This window comes from Gordonia sp. Z-3, assembly GCF_036233855.1.
Taxonomy (GTDB): Bacteria; Actinomycetota; Actinomycetes; order Mycobacteriales; family Mycobacteriaceae; genus Gordonia; species Gordonia tangerina.
This window is the reverse complement of record NZ_JAZARS010000010.1, coordinates 75,271-91,919: the sequence shown is the minus strand read 5'-3', so window position 1 is coordinate 91,919 and position 16,649 is coordinate 75,271. Positions and strand designations below refer to the sequence as shown.

Annotated in this window: 16 protein-coding genes; 7 read left to right on the top strand and 9 right to left on the bottom strand. The window is 67.2% G+C overall.

Annotated features, from left to right (window positions below; genetic code table 11):
• Positions 1 to 80 precede the first annotated feature (80 nt).
• The 3 genes from VX037_RS13535 to VX037_RS13525 form a co-directional block, all read right to left on the bottom strand.
• Complete coding sequence (locus VX037_RS13535; protein WP_235724120.1) at positions 81 to 434, bottom strand: GNAT family N-acetyltransferase; 354 nt, start codon at positions 432 to 434, stop codon at positions 81 to 83.
• Between the two features lie 157 nt (positions 435 to 591).
• Complete coding sequence (locus tag VX037_RS13530; RefSeq protein ID WP_235724121.1) at positions 592 to 1,338, bottom strand: phosphoglyceromutase; 747 nt, start codon at positions 1,336 to 1,338, stop codon at positions 592 to 594.
• A gap of 30 nt (positions 1,339 to 1,368) precedes the next feature.
• Positions 1,369 to 2,025 (bottom strand): DUF1361 domain-containing protein, encoded by a 657-nt coding sequence (locus tag VX037_RS13525; protein WP_235724122.1) that lies wholly within the window; start codon positions 2,023 to 2,025, stop codon positions 1,369 to 1,371.
• A 94-nt stretch (positions 2,026 to 2,119) separates the two neighbouring features.
• Here VX037_RS13525 and VX037_RS13520 point away from each other — a divergent pair, with 94 nt between their 5' ends.
• On the top strand, positions 2,120 to 3,553 hold the full coding sequence (locus VX037_RS13520; RefSeq protein WP_235724123.1) for an APC family permease: 1,434 nt from the start codon (positions 2,120 to 2,122) through the stop codon (positions 3,551 to 3,553).
• Between the two features lie 170 nt (positions 3,554 to 3,723).
• Here VX037_RS13520 and VX037_RS13515 read toward each other — a convergent pair whose 3' ends face one another.
• From VX037_RS13515 to VX037_RS13495, 5 genes are all read right to left on the bottom strand, one after another.
• Positions 3,724 to 5,328: a 4-coumarate--CoA ligase family protein gene (locus VX037_RS13515; protein WP_328714650.1), complete on the bottom strand. Its 1,605-nt coding sequence runs from the start codon at positions 5,326 to 5,328 to the stop codon at positions 3,724 to 3,726.
• Between the two features lie 171 nt (positions 5,329 to 5,499).
• Positions 5,500 to 6,117 (bottom strand): YbjN domain-containing protein, encoded by a 618-nt coding sequence (locus tag VX037_RS13510; protein ID WP_266060060.1) that lies wholly within the window; start codon positions 6,115 to 6,117, stop codon positions 5,500 to 5,502.
• A 47-nt stretch (positions 6,118 to 6,164) separates the two neighbouring features.
• Entirely contained in the window at positions 6,165 to 7,511 is a 1,347-nt protein-coding gene (gene mshA / locus VX037_RS13505) for a D-inositol-3-phosphate glycosyltransferase (RefSeq protein WP_235724126.1), read from the bottom strand.
• Between the two features lie 92 nt (positions 7,512 to 7,603).
• Positions 7,604 to 8,791 (bottom strand): NAD(P)/FAD-dependent oxidoreductase, encoded by a 1,188-nt coding sequence (locus VX037_RS13500; protein WP_235724127.1) that lies wholly within the window; start codon positions 8,789 to 8,791, stop codon positions 7,604 to 7,606.
• Positions 8,792 to 8,801: 10 nt separating this feature from the next.
• Positions 8,802 to 8,996, bottom strand: a complete 195-nt coding sequence (locus VX037_RS13495; protein ID WP_235724128.1) for a ferredoxin — start codon at positions 8,994 to 8,996, stop codon at positions 8,802 to 8,804.
• A 166-nt stretch (positions 8,997 to 9,162) separates the two neighbouring features.
• On the opposite strand from VX037_RS13495, the gene VX037_RS13490 reads away from it, so the two are divergent.
• Positions 9,163 to 10,371: a PucR family transcriptional regulator gene (locus VX037_RS13490; protein WP_235724129.1), complete on the top strand. Its 1,209-nt coding sequence runs from the start codon at positions 9,163 to 9,165 to the stop codon at positions 10,369 to 10,371.
• On the opposite strand, the gene VX037_RS13485 is transcribed toward VX037_RS13490, so the two are convergent.
• Entirely contained in the window at positions 10,354 to 11,778 is a 1,425-nt protein-coding gene (locus VX037_RS13485; protein ID WP_235724130.1) for a fatty acid desaturase, read from the bottom strand. The genes VX037_RS13490 and VX037_RS13485 overlap by 18 nt on opposite strands.
• 194 nt (positions 11,779 to 11,972) lie before the next feature.
• Here VX037_RS13485 and VX037_RS13480 point away from each other — a divergent pair, with 194 nt between their 5' ends.
• The 5 genes from VX037_RS13480 (at position 11,973) to VX037_RS13460 (ending at position 16,630) form a co-directional block, all read left to right on the top strand.
• Positions 11,973 to 13,229 (top strand): cytochrome P450, encoded by a 1,257-nt coding sequence (locus VX037_RS13480; protein WP_235724131.1) that lies wholly within the window; start codon positions 11,973 to 11,975, stop codon positions 13,227 to 13,229.
• Positions 13,226 to 13,816 (top strand): TetR/AcrR family transcriptional regulator, encoded by a 591-nt coding sequence (locus VX037_RS13475; RefSeq protein WP_235724132.1) that lies wholly within the window; start codon positions 13,226 to 13,228, stop codon positions 13,814 to 13,816. Before VX037_RS13480 ends, VX037_RS13475 begins: the two co-directional genes overlap by 4 nt.
• Before the next feature lie 96 nt (positions 13,817 to 13,912).
• A complete protein-coding gene (locus tag VX037_RS13470; protein ID WP_235724133.1) occupies positions 13,913 to 14,866 on the top strand; it encodes a metal ABC transporter solute-binding protein, Zn/Mn family in 954 nt (317 codons plus the stop codon).
• Between the two features lie 4 nt (positions 14,867 to 14,870).
• Positions 14,871 to 15,758, top strand: coding sequence for a metal ABC transporter ATP-binding protein (locus VX037_RS13465; protein ID WP_235724134.1), 888 nt, complete (start codon positions 14,871 to 14,873; stop codon positions 15,756 to 15,758).
• Positions 15,755 to 16,630 (top strand): metal ABC transporter permease, encoded by an 876-nt coding sequence (locus VX037_RS13460; RefSeq protein ID WP_235724135.1) that lies wholly within the window; start codon positions 15,755 to 15,757, stop codon positions 16,628 to 16,630. The genes VX037_RS13465 and VX037_RS13460 overlap by 4 nt, the downstream gene beginning before the upstream one ends.
• Positions 16,631 to 16,649: the final 19 nt, after the last annotated feature.

Genomic DNA, 16,649 nt, shown 5'->3' with positions numbered 1-16,649 from the left:
TTCCGACGCTGTTCATATGGCGTTCGAACTATCTACCCCGCCGTCGCGGTGACATGGCTAACCTCGCGTCGGGCCGCAGGTCACTGCGGTACCGGCACCGCCATATCGGCGTACTCCGGGTGTTGACTGATGAATCGCTGGACGTAGGAACAGACGGGGACCACCTGCTTACCCGCGTCCCGGATGTCGTCGAGCACCACCCGGACCAGTTCGCCCGCGTAGCCGTGTCCGCTGTACTGCTCGTGGATCACGGTGTGGGTCAACACGACCTGATAGGGCTCTGAGACGTAGTCGAGATAGCCGACCACCTGGTCCACATCGGAGGCGTAATCCCCGGATTCCGCCGCAGCTGCGTTGGTATCCGCACTCAAGACAGCCTCGTAACGCTCCTGAGCAGGGGAATGATTGATCGTCAGACTCCCGACATTCGCCATGGCATCCAATGTAGCGCGAGTCACACGATTCCCACCATGACGATTTGACTACAGCGACGATTTGGCCGCCAGGACGGTCCGGACCGCGCAGACGATCACATCGCCGGTGAACCAGGCGGGCGGCCACCCGCGGCCGCGGTGCCGAGCGCGGACGTCGCTACTTCTGGCCTTGCGCGGCGACCGCCGCGGCACCGGCGGCCGCGGCCTCCGGGTCGAGGTAGGTGCCACCCGGGTTCAGCGGCTTCAGATTCTCGTCGAGGTCGTAGCGCAGCGGGTTGCCGGTGGGGATGTTGAGCCCGGCGATATCGGCGTCGGAGATGTCGTCGAGGTATTTGACCAGAGCGCGCAGCGAGTTGCCGTGGGCGGCGATCAGCACCGTCTTGCCGGCCTTGATGTCGGCGGCGATGGTCTCGGTGAAGTACGGGACCATTCGCTCCACGACGTCCTTGAGGCATTCGGTGAGCGGAACTTCGGCAAGGTCGGCGTAGCGGGCATCGCCGGTCTGGCTGTATTCGGCGGCCGGGTCGATCGGCGGCGGCGGGGTGTCGTAGCTGCGGCGCCACAGCATGAACTGCTCGTCGCCGAACTCTTCCTTGATCTCGGCCTTGTTGAGCCCCTGTAGCTTGCCGTAGTGGCGCTCGTTGAGCCGCCAGTCGCGGGTGACCGGAATCCAGTGCCGGTCGGCCTTGTCGAGAGCGATCTGCGCGGTCTGGATCGCACGACGCAGCAGCGAGGTGTAGAGGATGTCGGGCAGCACGTCGTGCTCGACGAGGAGCTCCCCGGCACGAACGGCTTCGGCCTCACCCTTCTCGGTGAGCGCCACATCGACCCACCCGGTGAACTGGTTGGAGGCGTTCCATTCGCTCTCGCCGTGCCGCATCAGGATCAAGGTGCCGTTGGTCATGGGAAAGAGTTTCGCACAATCGCCCGTTGGTCACCTGCTCGGCCGGCGCGCGAAATCCTCGGCCGAGCCCAGCGACCAGACGGTCGCGTACGCGAGCCCGAAGAAGGCCGCCACGGCCGCCGCCACACCAGTAGACGCCACCTCCGCGAAGGGCGACCGCACCCACTCCAGGGTCGACGCGACCACCGCATCAGGCCTGGTCACCAAATCCCACGAGTTCCATCGCTGAAAGCGGCCGATGACGATTCCCACGGCGCACAACGCCACCGAGACCGTGACAACCGCCCAACCCGCGAGCCGGCCGTGGTCGTGCTCCACGCGCCGATGCACAAGCAGCATCGACACCACACCGAGCATGATCCCGGTCCAGGCGGCGAACCCGTATTGCAGCACGTGGCGCCACAAGTCGACGCCATCACCGAGGTGAACCAGGTCGGTGACCAGGTAGGGCGCGTTCGGCAGGAACGCCAGCCAGCCGACACCGAGGAGGATCAGCCACCCGCGACGACGAACCGTGACGAACCCGACGGCGAAAACCATCGGAATCCACGCCAAGAAGAGGTTCCAGACGAGGAATCGCGTCGGGTAAAACTGCGGCTCGGCCGGATCGGTGACGCCGAGCACCACAGTGAGTCCGGTGGTGGCCAACAGGGCACCGAGCAGAATCATCGTCCGCACGTCTCTCATCGGACCAGTGTGCCCGAGCACGCCCCGGCATCGATCCGGTCACCGACAGGGCGAAAACGCGCGAACCCGACCAAACGGGTCTAGCTTCACACTCATGACCGTCAGCGCGGATTCCGGCGCGACCGGCGCCGCCACACCCCAAGAACCCCAACTCAAACGCGTCCTCGGCTGGAAGCTCCTGCTGCTCTTCATCATCGGCGACATTCTGGGCACCGGTGTGTATGCCCTCACCGGGCAGGTGGCCGGCGAGGTCGGTGGCGCCGCGTGGCTGCCGTTCCTGATCGCCTTCGCCGTGGCCACGCTGACCGCATTCTCCTATCTCGAGCTGGTCACCAAGTATCCGCAGGCGGCCGGTGCCGCACTGTATGTGCACAAGGCCTTCGGCGTGCACTTCCTGACCTTCATCGTGCTGTTCACGGTGATGTGTTCAGGAATCACCTCGGCGACGACGGCCTCGCGCGCCTTCGCCGCCAACATGTTGACCGCATTCAGCGGAGGTGACGAACCCGACTCGACGAACCCCGCCCTGCTGTTCTTCGCGATCGGCTTCCTACTGCTGGTGATGTTCATCAACTTCCGCGGTGTCGCGGAGGGCGTCGGCACCAATGTCGTCCTGACCCTGGTGGAACTGTCCGGCCTGCTGTTGGTGATCTTCATCGGCTACTGGTTCATCATCGGCGGCAATGCCGAACACTGGGATGCGGTGATCGCGTTCGAAACCGCAGCCGACAAGAATGCCTTCATCGCCGTGTCCGCGGCGACCGCGTTGGCGTTCTTCGCCCTGGTGGGTTTCGAGGACTCGGTGAACATGGCCGAGGAATGCAAGGAACCGACCCGCATCTTCCCCAAGGTGATGCTGACCGGGTTGGGGATCACCGCGGTGGTCTACGTGCTCATCGCGATCGCGGCGGTCGCCATCGTTCCGGTCGGCGACCTCGCCGAGAGCGACACCCCGCTCGTTCAGGTGGTGGAGGCGGCGGCGCCCGACTTCCCGATGACCGAGCTGCTGCCCTGGATCTCGATGTTCGCCGTCGCCAACACGGCCCTGATCAACATGATGATGGCCAGCCGGCTGCTCTACGGCATGGCCAAACAGGGCGTGCTGCCCCGGTTCCTGTCCTACGTGCACCCCGGCCGCCGCACCCCGTTCGCCGCCATCATCTTCACCACCGTCATCGCGCTGTGCCTGCTGGTCTACGTCAGCGCCGACCCCGACAGCAACGTCGTCGGCCTCCTCGGCGGCACCACCGCGCTGCTGCTGCTCGCCGTGTTCACCGTCGTCAACATCGCGGTCCTGGTCTTGCGGCGAGACAAGGTGGAACACAAACACTTCCAGACCAACGTCGTGTTCGCCGTCCTCGGCGCCGTGACGTCGGGGGCACTGACCCTGCCGTTCGCGCGCGCCGACAACGAGCAATACGTGATCGCCGGCTGGCTACTGCTGCTCGGCGTGATCCTGTGGGCGCTGACCTACTGGTGGCATCGCCGCCACCCGGTCGGTGAGGCGCACCTGGAGGATGTGGGCTGACAGTTACGAGTGGGTCGCGTTTGACAGCCTTTCGCGTTGAGTGGGCGCTGTTTTTCGTTGAGTGGGCGCGGAAGTTGGGGTCGAACCGCGCGTTAGGCAGATCGCCGCGCCCACTCAACGAAAAACAGCGCCCACTCAACCTCCGTGCTGGGCACGCTGGGTGCGCAAGCCTACTTGCGTAGGTCCTTCCGCAGGATCTTGCCCGAGGCCGACTTCGGGATCGCCTCGATGAACTCGACGGCGCGAACCTTCTTGTGCGGGGCCACCTTTGCTGCGACGAACTCGATCACGTCGTCGGCACTCAGCTCCGCACCGGCCTGGGCGACCACGAAGGCCTTCGGGATCTCCTCGCCCTCGTCGTCGACCACGCCGATGACCGCGGTATCGGCGATCTGGGGATGGGTCAGCAGCAGCGCCTCGAGCTCGGCGGGCGGCACCTGGTAGCCCTTGTACTTGATGAGCTCCTTGAGCCGGTCGACGATGTAGACACAACCGGTCGGGTCTACCTGCGCGAGGTCGCCGGTGTGCAGGTACCCGTCGGCGTCGATGGTGTCGGCGGTGGCCTGCTCGTTGCCCAGGTAGCCGAGCATCACGTTGGGCCCCTTGACCCACAGCTCGCCTGGCTCCGAGAGTCCCTCGGTCGGCAGGCCGATCTCGTCACCGGTGGCCGGGTCGACGATCTTGTTCTCGGTGTTGGGGATGGCCCATCCGGTCGACGAGAGCGGCGGCTCGTCGTAGCCGAGTGCCGCCTTCGTGTCGATGGGGATCAGGTGACTCACCGGGGAGAGCTCGCTCATGCCGTAGCCCTGCAGCATGTGCAGGTCGAGCCGCTTGGCGACGGCCTTGCCGAGTTCGTCGTCGAGCGGCGCGGCCCCCGACATCATCACCGTCAGCGACGACAGATCGTAACTGTCGACGATCGGGTGTTTGGCCAACGCGACGGCCACCGGAGGCGCGATGTAGGCGGTGGTGACCTTGAAGTTCTGGATGTTCTCCAGGAACTCCACGAGGTCGAACCTCGGCATGATGACCAGCCGACCACGGTTGTAGAGCGCCGCGTTGAGCAGCACCGTCATGCCGTAGATGTGAAAGAACGGCAGCACCGCGATCACCACGTCGTCGGCGGTCATCCCCTGCAGCGGTTTGATCTGCGCGACATTGGCGACCAGATTGCGGTGCGTCAGCGCCACGCCCTTGGGGTTACCGGTGGTGCCGGAGCTGTACGGCAGCGCCGCCACATGGGTGGCCGGATCGATGGTGACCTCGGGGGCCGGCAGATTCGGCGCGAGCAGGTCGACGGCGTTGGGATGCCCGGTCTCCTTGAGCCCCGCACCGTCGAGGATGATCAGGTTCTCGTCGGAGATGCCCACCTCCTTCGCCGCGGCCTTGGCCTGGTCGGCCAGCGGCGAGATCGTGACGAGCATCTTGGCCTTGGAGTCGGTGAGCTGCTTGGCGATCTCCGGCGCGGTGAACAACGCGTTGATCGTGGTCGCCGTGCCGCCCGCACGCAGGATGCCGTGGAAGACCGTCGCGAACGCCGGGATGTTGGGCGACAAGATGCCCACCACGTCGCCGACGCCAATGCCCTTCGCCCGCAACGCACCGGCCGCCGCGTGGATCTGGCCGATCAACCGGGCATACGTCGTCTCGTCCCCCGACTTCGGATCCACCAGCGCGACCCGATTCATGTCGTCGTCGCTGATCGATCCGAACAGGAAGTCGTAGACCGTCTGGTTCGGGATCTCGACATCGGGGAAAGGACTCGTGAAGCTCATGACACCTCCGTTGGGGAACACCGGACCGCAATCGTAACAACATTCATTGTCACATCAGTGGAAACGTTGCCCGATTCACCCGATTCGACGCGTTCGGGTGATCGACACCGAACAACTCTACGACGAGCGAATCCGCGGGTGTGATCCGGACCACCATCACACCCCGGGGGCTCAGTCCTCGTCGTCGGCGAACCGGTCGCCGGAGCGTTGCGCCGCCGCGTCGGCCGCGGTGGTCTCGCCGGGCACATAGCGGCCGGCCAGTGGCTCTCCCGGTTCGGGCAACGAATCCTTGTCGATGAGGTGCTCGAAGGCGAGCAGGTTGCGCAGCGACTCCCCGCGCGACACCCGCCACGCCCATTCCCGCTGAATGGAGGTGAGGAAGCCGATCTCGAGCAACGTGTTGAAGTCCCCGTCGGCGGCCTCGAGGACCTGGCCCAGCACGCGGTCGATCTCGTCGGCGCCCAGCGCATCGCCGGAGATCCGACCGACGAGATAGATGTCGCCGGTGTTGTCGATGGTGTAGGCGACGCCGTAGAGCCGCCGGTTGCGTCGCAGCAGGTAGCGGTACACCTGCTCATGATTCTCATCCGGCCGCCGGCAGACGAAGGCCTCCACGCGCACCCCGTGCGGCCCCGCGGTGAGCAGAACAGTGGTGGTCAGCTTGCGTTCGCCGGGCAGTTCGACGACAAAATGCTCGGCCTGCGCGCCGCCGGCATCCCGGCGACTGAACTCGATATCTCGCTCGGTCAACGTCGATCCGAGTAGGTCGACGATCTCGGCCTGGTTCACACGATCACTCCCCTATGCTCATCAACCGACTTGCTGGGCTGCCAGACTCATTGCCCTACGGCAACTTTCGGTCGAACGCGGCGCCACCTACGCGCCGCGCGCCGTGCGGAGGCCGCACCGATGGACCCCGGATTGCGCGCGGCGAAGGATGCCATCGCGGCCGAGTAGGACGCCAGCAGGTCGTCGGCGGTGTGCTCCCAGGAGAACTGCTCCGCGTGTGGTCGGGCGTTGCGACGCATCGCGGCGAGCCGATCGGGGGTGGCCAGCAGTCCCTCGATGGCCGCGGTCCATTCCTCGACGTCGTGGCCGTCGACGAGCAGACCCGAATGCCCGTCGGCCACGGCCACGTTCAGGCCACCGACATCGGCGGCCACCACCGGCGTCCCACAGGCCTGTGCCTCCACGGCGACCAGACCGAAACTCTCCGAGTAGCTCGGGACCGCGACCAGATCCGAGGCGCGATAGATCTGGGCGAGCCGCGGGGACGGTTGCGGCGGAAGGAAGCTCACCTCGGCGCCGATACCGAGATCGTCGGCGAGATCCATCAGTGCCGTCGGACGATCGAGGCCACTGCCCGACGGCCCGCCGACGATGAGGACCCGCACCCGACGACTCGACCGACGCGCGCGCTCGATGATCGGCGCGGCGGCAGCGAGCAGGACGTCCGGCGCCTTGAGCGGCTGAATCCGTCCGACGAAGGTCAGAATCGTCTCGTCGTCGCGCAGGCCCAGTTCGGCGCGGGCCCGCTCGCGTGACCCCGGCGCGTAGACGCCGAGATCGGCGCCGGGATGGACCACGTCGATGCGGTCGCGGTCGGCGTTGTACATCGAGACGAGTTCGGCGGCCTCGGTGTCGGTGTTGACCACCATGCGGTCGGCCTCGTCGACGACCTGCTGCTCGCCGATCACCCGCAACATCGGTTCGGCGGTGTCCCCCTTGGCCAATGACGCGTTCTTGACCGCGGCGAGGGTGTGCGCGGTGTGGACCAGCGGGACGCCCCATCGGTCGCGCGCCAGCCAGCCGACCTGCCCGGACAGCCAATAGTGGGAGTGGATGAGGTCGTAGTAGCCGGGTTTGTGCATGGCCTCGGCTCGCAGCACGCCGGCGGTGAACGCACACAACTGTGCCGGTAGATCGCGTTTGTCCAGCCCCTCGAACGGGCCGGCGACCACATTGCGCACGGTGATCCCCGGCGCGGCGGACACCAGCGGCGCATCAGACGAAGAGGTGGCACGCGTGAAGATCTCCACCTCGATACCGCGCTGGGCCATCCGCGTCGCCGTCTGCCAGACGTAGACGTTCATTCCGCCTGCGTCACCGGTTCCCGGCTGCGCCAGCGGGGAGGTGTGCACGGAGATGAGTGCGACGCGCCGCGGCATCGGGGGGCTACTCATCCCCCCATCGTAGAGAAGCGATCGTTTCGGCTTCGTGTGACCCGCAGCCACCTGGGTTGACGCTCGACATCGGCGACCGGGGCGCTGCGGGATCAGCCCTCGAACGTGGCCAGGGCGGCGTGCTCGGCTCGTCGACCCATCTCGCGGCGCACACGGGCGACGGCCCCGGGGCTGTCGACGCCCACCGCACCCACGATGCGATCTCGGTGACCGTAGACGACCAGACCGTCGTCGTCGCGACGCTCCTGAGCCGACCGGGTGTCACCGACGATCTGGATGCGGTGCCCGAACCAGTTCGACCAGGCGAACGGAACCGACGTGAACTCTTTGCCGGCTCCGGCGACGTTGGCACCGGCGATGAAGCCCGACTCCATGGCCGCCGTCCAGTGTCCGCCGGGTTGCCCGGGCACCGACGCGACGTCCCCGGCCGCCCAGACCTGCGCAACGTTGGTGGCCAGCGATCGGTCGCACCGGATGGCCCGCGAGTGCGGATCGATGTCGATCCCGCTGCCGACCATCCAGTCGGAGGACGGGCGGGCACCGACGCCCACGACGACGGCATCGGCGGCCAGGTGCCGCCCCGAATCGAGCGTGACGCCGCGAAGGCGCCCGTCCCGGACGTCGATGTCGACCGGCCGGGCTCCCAACACGGTGTGCACCCCGGCGTCGTGATGCAGAGCGAGCAGCATCTGAGCCGCCATCGGGCCCACCGATCGACCCAGCAGGCGGTCGGACGCACTGACCAGCGTGACGTCGATGCCGCGCGTCGACGCTGCAGCGGCGACCTCGCTACCGATGAAGCCACCGCCGACCACGACCAGGTGGCGGGCGGTGCCCAGGGCGGCGCGGATACGCAGCGCGTCGTCGTGGGTGCGGAGCTGATGGACTCCGTCGACACCGCCGAAGAGGTCGAGCGTCCGCGCGGTCGCCCCGGTCGCGATCACCACGGCATCGAAATCGATGCTCCCATCACTGGTGTGCACCCGCTGGTTGACGGCGTCGAGTCCCACGGCCGTGGTGCCCGTGTGCAGGTCGACGTTCAGCGAGTCCCACACCTCATCGCTGCGGAGTCGGTGCGGCTCGTCGCCGGAGCACGCCTGGAGGAACTGTTTGGACAACGGCGGACGATCGTAGGGCAGGTGTGGCTCGTCACCCACCATCGTGATCTCCCCCGACCAGCCGTGGGAGCGCGCACCTTCTGCCGCACGCACACCGGCCAGTGAGGCACCGACGATGAGCAGCCGCTGTCGGCGCGATGCGCGGGACTCGATCTCGGTCATCGGCGACGATTCACTTCGCCAGACGCAGCGCGGACATGGGACACGAGTCCACCGCCGCGGCGACGTGGGCGTGATCGGTGGGCGCGACATCGGACTGCACGACCTCGACGAACCCGTCGTCGCCGACCCGGAAGTAGTCGTCGGCCTGTGCCTCGCACATCCCGATCCCCTCGCAGGCCGGGCGATCTACGTGAATGACGCTCATCGTGTACCTCCTGATGTCTCATGGGTTGTCTGACGTTTCATGCGCGGCCGGGACACCAACCCGTTGCTGTCATCCTGACCTGAACGACGGCATCATTCATTGGGAAACTGGCCGATATTTCGCCGGTTCGATGTGAAATAGCACAAGGATCGTGCAGACTCGGCTGATGACAGACCTGACCGGCTGGCTTGAGGAATTCGCGTCCACCCAACGCGGTCCGGGGGAGATCGCCGAGTGGGTGGCGTCGACGGCCCAGGCGGTTCACACGGCCGTCGACCTCCCGGCAGACCTACACGCTCTCGTTCGCGACGCCGTCGAACAGCATTGGCTCGCATTTCTCGACGGAGTCACCAGCGACGTGGAGGCCGACGACGCCCTGGTCCCGGCGGCGCATGATCTGGCCGTCGACATCGCGCGCCATCACCTCGGTCTCCCCGTCTTGCTGAAGATCTATCAAGCCGCCCAGGAGGCTTCCTGGGACTACGCGGTCGGGGTGGTGGGCGACGCCTCGGCGGACCTGGACCACGCGGCCCTGCTGGTGTGGTTCTGGACCAAGGCCAACCGGTGGTTCAGCACCTCGGTGGAGCGCTCGGTGGCGGTGTTCACCGCCGAGACCGATCGGATCCGGCGTCGCGGGGATACGCAGCGATACGAGGTGGTGGCCGCGTTGCTGGCGGGCGACACCGTCGGCCAGTCCGAACTCTCTGCGCAGATGGGCGGTCACCCGATCACCGGGGTCACCCACCTCGCGCTGATCGCCCACGCCATGAACGCCGACTCGCTCGACACCCTGGAGCCGGCGATCACCGACCTGGCGAGCAGCGTGCCGGGGGCGCGGTTGGCCTTCGTCCGCCCCGGCGGTCGCGAGCTGTGGGCGTGGATATCGACACGTACCGGCCAGGTGACACTCCCGGCCGGGCCGCTCGATGCGACCGCCGTTCGGATCACGGTGGGCGGACCGGCGGCCGGCGTCGAGGGGTTCATCTCCGCACATAGGGATGCCCGCACCGCACAGCGGGTGGCCCTCTCGCCCGCTCGTACCGTGGCCGTGACCTGGTACGGCGACGTCACCGCACTCACCTTGTTGGCACTGGATCACCCTGCCGCAGAACGGTTCTGCCGGGACATGCTGGGCGGCCTGGGAGAGCCGGGGCACTCGCACCTGCGCCACACGGTGCGCACGGTGCTGACCTCGTCGGCGAACGCCGATGCGGTGGCGAGGAATCTGAGCGTCCACAAGAACACCGTCCGCTACCGGATTCAGCAGGCCGAGCGCCTGCTCGGCCGGCCACTGGCCACCCGAGCAGGCGATCTGCTCCTCGCGCTGGACTATTACGAGGCCTTCCTCGACGACGGGTCAGCCGACGGGGGGTGAACCCGTGGCCGACACCTGGACGAAGTCGACCTTCTCGCGCACACCGCAATCCGGGCAGCACCAGTCATCGGGTACCTCCGACCACGGTGTCCCGGCGGTGAAACCCTCGGCCTCATCGCCTCGGGCGACGTCGTAGGTGTAACCGCAGCCCGGACACCGAGCCGCGGCCACCCGGTCGCCGACGGACTGCCGGGTGACGTCGGCAAGAGCGTCGATGCCATCGGCTTCGTTGCGCGGCAGGAGGAACCGCTCGGCGAGTGCGGTGTAGCGGCCCGGTGCGACGTTTGCGCGCCGGAGATCGCCGTCGCAGTGTTCGACGACCCGACGGTCCATGACCCACCGCCACAGCGGCGGCACCAGCGCCAGCACGATCATCCCGGCATACCCGGTGGGCAGCGCCGGCGACTCCCGATAATCGCGCAGTACCTGATAGCGACGGGTCGGATGCGCGTGGTGGTCGCTGTGTCGCTGCAGGTGATAGAGCAGGACATTGGTGGCGATGTTGTTGGAATTCCATGAGTGCATCGGCAGCACGCGTTCGTACCGGCCGCTGTCGGTCTGCCGACGCAGCATCCCGTAGTGCTCCAGGTAGTTCACCGCCTCGAGCAGCGAGAAGCCGATCACCGCCTGCAGGATCAGATAGGGCAGCAATCCCGGCCCGAGCCAGATCACCAGCGGCCCCCACAGGGCCACGGTCATCAACCAGGCGTTGAGGACGTCGTTGCCGAGATGGAACGGGTGGGTGTTCTTGCGGCGGTAGCGCTTCGCCTCGATCCGCCATGCGCTGCGCACCGACCCGGTGACCGTGCGGAACCAGAACCGGTAGAAGCTCTCGCCCATCCGGGACGACGCCGGATCGTCGGGTGTCGACACGTTCACGTGATGACCCCGGTTGTGCTCGATGTAGAAGTGCCCGTAGCAGCTCTGCGCCAAGGCGATCTTGGAGAACCACCGCTCGTGGCTCTCCTTCTTGTGGCCGAGTTCGTGTGCGGTGTTGATACCCACGCCACCGACGAACCCCACCGTCATCGCGAGTCCGATGTTGTCGATCACCGACCAGCCCTGTGTCGCGATCAGGTACATCGAGACGATGAAGCCGAGGTATTGGATGGGCAGATAGGCGTACGTGACCCACCGGTAATACTTGTCGCTCTCGAGTTGCTCGATCACCTCATCGGGCGGATTGGAGGTGTCGAAGCCGACGAGCAGGTCGATCAACGGCACCAGACCGAGCACCACGATCGGGCCGGTCCACAGGAAGATGCTCCACCCGGTCAGTTCGTAACCGCCGACCGCGACGAACGTGAAGGACGGGACGACGAGCCCCAAGAGCCAGAGATAGCGCTTGCGGTCGCGCCACTGTTCGGTCGTCCCCGCGGCGACTGTGCCGCCGGCCTCCAATGACATGGTGTTACCTCCTACGACTGAGTACGTGGTCTCAGTTGTCAGAATGGCTGGGCGGCCGGTCACAATCACCGTGCAAATTGCCGAATCGGCCACCTCGCGTTGTGCGATCAGACAATGACCGGCGAATCAGCGACCTCCCGAGGAGCCAGCTCACGCCGGTTGACACTTTAGACGGAGTGTCTCACCATCGACGCATGAAGAAGGAAGTGTCGGATCGCATCGTGTTCTCGCTGCGTTCTGGACCGACATGGGCCGACCCGTATCCGATGTATGCCGCGCTGCGCGAGCATGCGCCCGTCCATCGCGTCGAACACCCCGACGACCCGGCCGCCGACTATTGGGTGCTGACCCGCCACGCCGACGTGCTCGCCGCCGCCGACGACACCACGACCTTCTCGTCGGCGCAGGGGTTGACCGTCACCTACGGCGAACTCGATGCCATCGGGATGGCCGACCATCCGCCGATGGTGATGCAGGACCCGCCCGCGCACACCGCATTCCGCAAACTGGTGGCGCGCGGATTCACCCCGCGGCAGGTGACCGAGGTGGAACCGGCGGTGCGCGAGTTCGTCGTCGAACGACTCGAGGCGCTGCGCACCGACGACGGCCCCGCCGACATCGTCGGCGAGCTGTTCAAACCGCTGCCGAGCATGGTCGTCGCGCATTATCTCGGGGTGCCCGAACAGGACCGGGACCGCTTCGACGGCTGGACGCAGGCCATCGTCGGCGCGACCTCGGAGGTCGGCGGGATGGCCGCGGCGGCGGAGTCGGCCGGGGCGGCGACGATGGAGATGGCGGCGTACTTCACCGAGCTCGTGGAGTTCCGCAAGCAGCACCCGGCCGACGACACGGTGTCGCAGTTGGTGCGCGCCGGTCTCGCCGACGATCCCGCACACGGGCTGGTGTCGATCCTGGCGTTCACCTTCACCATGGTCGCCGGCGGCAACGACACGACGACCGGCATGCTCGGCGGCAGTGTCGCCCTACTCGAACGCCATCGCGACCAGCGCCGACGTCTCGTCGACGACCCGGACCTGATTGGCGGCGCCGTCGACGAACTGTTGCGCCTCACCTCGCCGGTTCAAGGGCTGGCCCGCACCACCACCCGCGCGGTCACCTACCCCGACACCCCGGACGGCCCGATCACCATCCCGGCGGGCCGCAAGGTGCTGCTCTGTTACGGGTCGGCCAACCGCGATCGGCTGGCGTTCGGCGGCGACGCCGACATATTGGACGTCACGCGCCAACCTCGGCGGATCCTGACGTTCAGCCACGGCAACCATCACTGCCTCGGCGCCGCAGCCGCTCGCATGCAGGCCCGGGTGGCGCTGACCGAACTGCTGGCCCGATTCCCGAACTTCACCGTCGACCTCGACGGTATCGACTGGGCCGAGGGCAACTACGTGCGCCGACCCACCTACGTGCCGTTCACCTGCGGGATCGACCGATGAGCGAGAACACGGCTACGCGGGCGGCCTGGTTGGCGCCCGAACGCGCCGAGCTGGCCGCGGGTCGCATCCTCGACGTCGCCGAGCAGTTGTTCGTCGAGCAGGGCGTGTCGGCGGTGACGATGCGCGGATTGGCTTCCGCGGTCGGCTGCTCGCGGGCGACCCTGTACCGCTACTACCCGGGTAAATCCGAGGTGCTCGCCGCCTATGTCGACCGCGCAGCCACCGGCCTCGGCACCGCCGTCGCCGAGGCCGTCCACGATGCGCCGGACCCGGCGACGCGGCTGGTGAACGCCGTGCTGACGGCGGTGCGCGGGGTGCGGGACAACCCGGCGCTGTCGGCGTGGTTCGTCCCCGACAGCGCAGGCCGGTCGACGTCGCTGGCGCTGGTCTCCCCCGCGATCGAACACATCACCACCGAATTCCTCGCCGAGATCGCGCCGCACACCGCCGAATCCGACTTGCACGAGCGTGCCCGCTGGCTGGTACGGGTGATCGTCTCGTTGCTGACCAGTCCCGCCGAATCGGCCGAGGCCGAAGCGGCGCTGCTACACAGGTTCGTGGTGCCGGTGGTGTTGACGCCCGGGTGACCACTCCCGCCGAGCACGCCACCCGATTTCAGCGGTGCCGAATCGTCGCCTACACTTCTTTCGGTAACGATTGTCATTTGCGTGAGGCGGAGAACGATGAGGCGAACCCTGGCCACTGCGGCCGCATTGCTCGGCGCCGGCACCCTGGTGCTGGCCGGATGCTCGAGCGGCGACGACGCATCGTCAGACGGCAGGCCAATCGTCGTGACCTCGACGAACGTCTGGGGGTCGGTCGCCTCGGCGGTCGCCGGCGACAAGGCGACGGTGACCACCCTGTACACCAACAACGAGGGTGACCCGCACGAGTTCGAACCGTCGGCCGCCGACACCGCCACCGTCGCCGACGCCGACCTCGTGGTGCTCAACGGCGGACACTACGACCAGTACATGGAAGATGCCGTCGCCGGTGGCGACGTGCCCACCGTGAACGCCTTCGAACTGCTCACCGGCGAGGAACACGCGGCCGAAGAATCCGGTGAGTCCCACGAGGACCATTCCCACGACGAGTCGTCGCTCAACGAGCACGTCTTCTACGATCTCGCCGTCGTCGGCGAGGTGGCAACCCAGGTGGGCGATCAGCTCGCCGAGCTCGACCCGGCCAACGCCGACGAGTTCCGCTCGAACGCCGAGCAGTTCACCACCGAGATCGACGGCTTGCGTGATCAACTCGCGACCATCAAGGCAGATCACGACGGCACCGAGGTCGCCCAGACCGAACCGCTGGCCGGCTATCTCCTCGCCGAGGCCGGCCTCACCGACTCGGCGCCCGCAGGTTTCACCCAGGCCGTCGAGGAGGGCCAGTCACCGTCGGCCGCCGACCGCGCCGCGATGGAAGATCTGCTGACCTCGGGCTCCGCGCATGCGCTGATCTACAACACACAGGCGGTGGATTCGGTGACCGAGGCCGTGCTGGCGGTGGCGCAGCGTTCCGATGTGCCGGTCGTGGAGTTCACCGAGACGCTGCCCGACGGCACCACCGACTACATCGCGTGGCAGTCCGCTCAGATCGAGGACTTGAGCAACGCGCTCGGATCGCATGACGCACACTGACCGCATGGCCCCACCGCATCATCGGCAAGCGCAGACCGCGGAATCGGACCCGCACGCGCCGGTCGCCACCTTCGACGCGGCGCGGCTGGCGTTCGGCTCCCGGGTGCTATGGGACGACCTGGACCTGACGATCTCGCCCGGCGAGTTCGTCGCGGTGCTGGGCCCGAACGGATCGGGCAAGACGTCGTTCCTGCGGTGTCTGCTGGGCCAGTACCAGCTCGACGCCGGGCGACTCGAGGTGACCGATGCGATCGGCTACATCCCGCAGCAGCACGCCGACGACTCGGACCCGATGGCGATGCGCGGCCGCGACCTGGTGGGATTCGGGGTCGACGGCGCGCGTTGGGGTGTCGGGCTGCGTGGGCGGGCGCGGCGACGTCGACTCGTCGACGCCGCACTGGCCGAGGTCGGCGCCACCGCGTACGCCGACGCCCCGATGGGCCTGCTCTCCGGCGGAGAGCAGCAACGCCTGCGGGTCGCCCAGAGCCTGACGTCGAACCCGACGCTGCTGCTGTGCGACGAGCCGTTGTCGAGCCTGGACCCCACCAATCAACAGCGGGTGGTGGAGCTCATCGACGAACGGCGGCGCTCGGCGAACACCGCGATCGTGTTCGTCACGCACGAGATCAACCCGATTCTGCCTTATGTCGACCGGGTCCTGTACCTGGTGGGCGGCCGGTTCCGCATCGGCACCCCCGACGAGGTGATGACCACCGCGACGCTGTCGAACCTGTACGGCAGCGACGTCGAGGTGTTGCGGGTCAACGGCCGGTTGGTGGTGATCGGTGGTGAGGACGGCCATCACTGCGAGGAGACCGCCGATCCGGCCACCTTCGCCGCAGCCGCCGACGCGTCGGCCTTGGTCGACGGAGAGCGAGACCCGCGCACATGACCGTCGCACAACCGTTGGCGGCCGCGGAGATCGACTTCAGCAAGTTCTGGGATTTCAGCGCCACCGCCGACCTACTCAGTCGTGACTTCGTCCAACAGTCACTGCTGGCCATCGCGCTGTTGGGCCTGCTCGGCGGCATCCTCGGCCCACTGATCGTGGCCCGACAGATGTCGTTTGCCGTGCACGGGGTCAGCGAGCTGTCGGTGACCGGCGCCGCGGCCGCGTTGTTGTTGGGTATCAGCGTCAACATCGGCGGAGTGATCGGCGCGGTCATCGCGGCCGGTGTCTTCGGGTTCCTCGGCAACCGTGCGCGCGAACGGGATTCGGTGATCGGCGTGGTGATGGCGTTCGGTCTCGGGCTCGCCGTGCTGTTCCTGGCGCTCTACGGCAGCGCGCGAACCGGTTTCGCCATGCTCACCGGACAGGTGGTCAGCGTGGGCACCGGCGGGTTGACCGCCATCGCCATCACCACCGTCGTGGTGCTCGTCGGGATGGCGATCATCTACCGGCCGTTGCTGTTCGCTTCGCTCGACCCGAGGCTGGCGGCCGCCTCCGGCGTGCCGATCCGCACGTTGTCGGTGGTGTTCGCGGTATTGATGGGTCTGGCATGTGCGCAGGGGGTGCAGATCATCGGCGCGTTGCTGGTGATGTCGCTGATGATCACCCCGGCCGCCGCGGCCGCACGCTTGACCGCCAATCCGACGACCGTACTGATCGTGTCGGTGATCTTCGCCGAACTGGCCGCGGTCGGCGGACTCATCCTGTCGCTGGCCCCCGGGCTACCGGTGTCGGTGTTCGTCACGACGATCTCGTTCGTCATCTACGTGGTGTGCCGCTGGCTCGGCCACCGGCGGCAGTTCGTCACGAGGTAGGGCTCACTCGCCTGCCCAG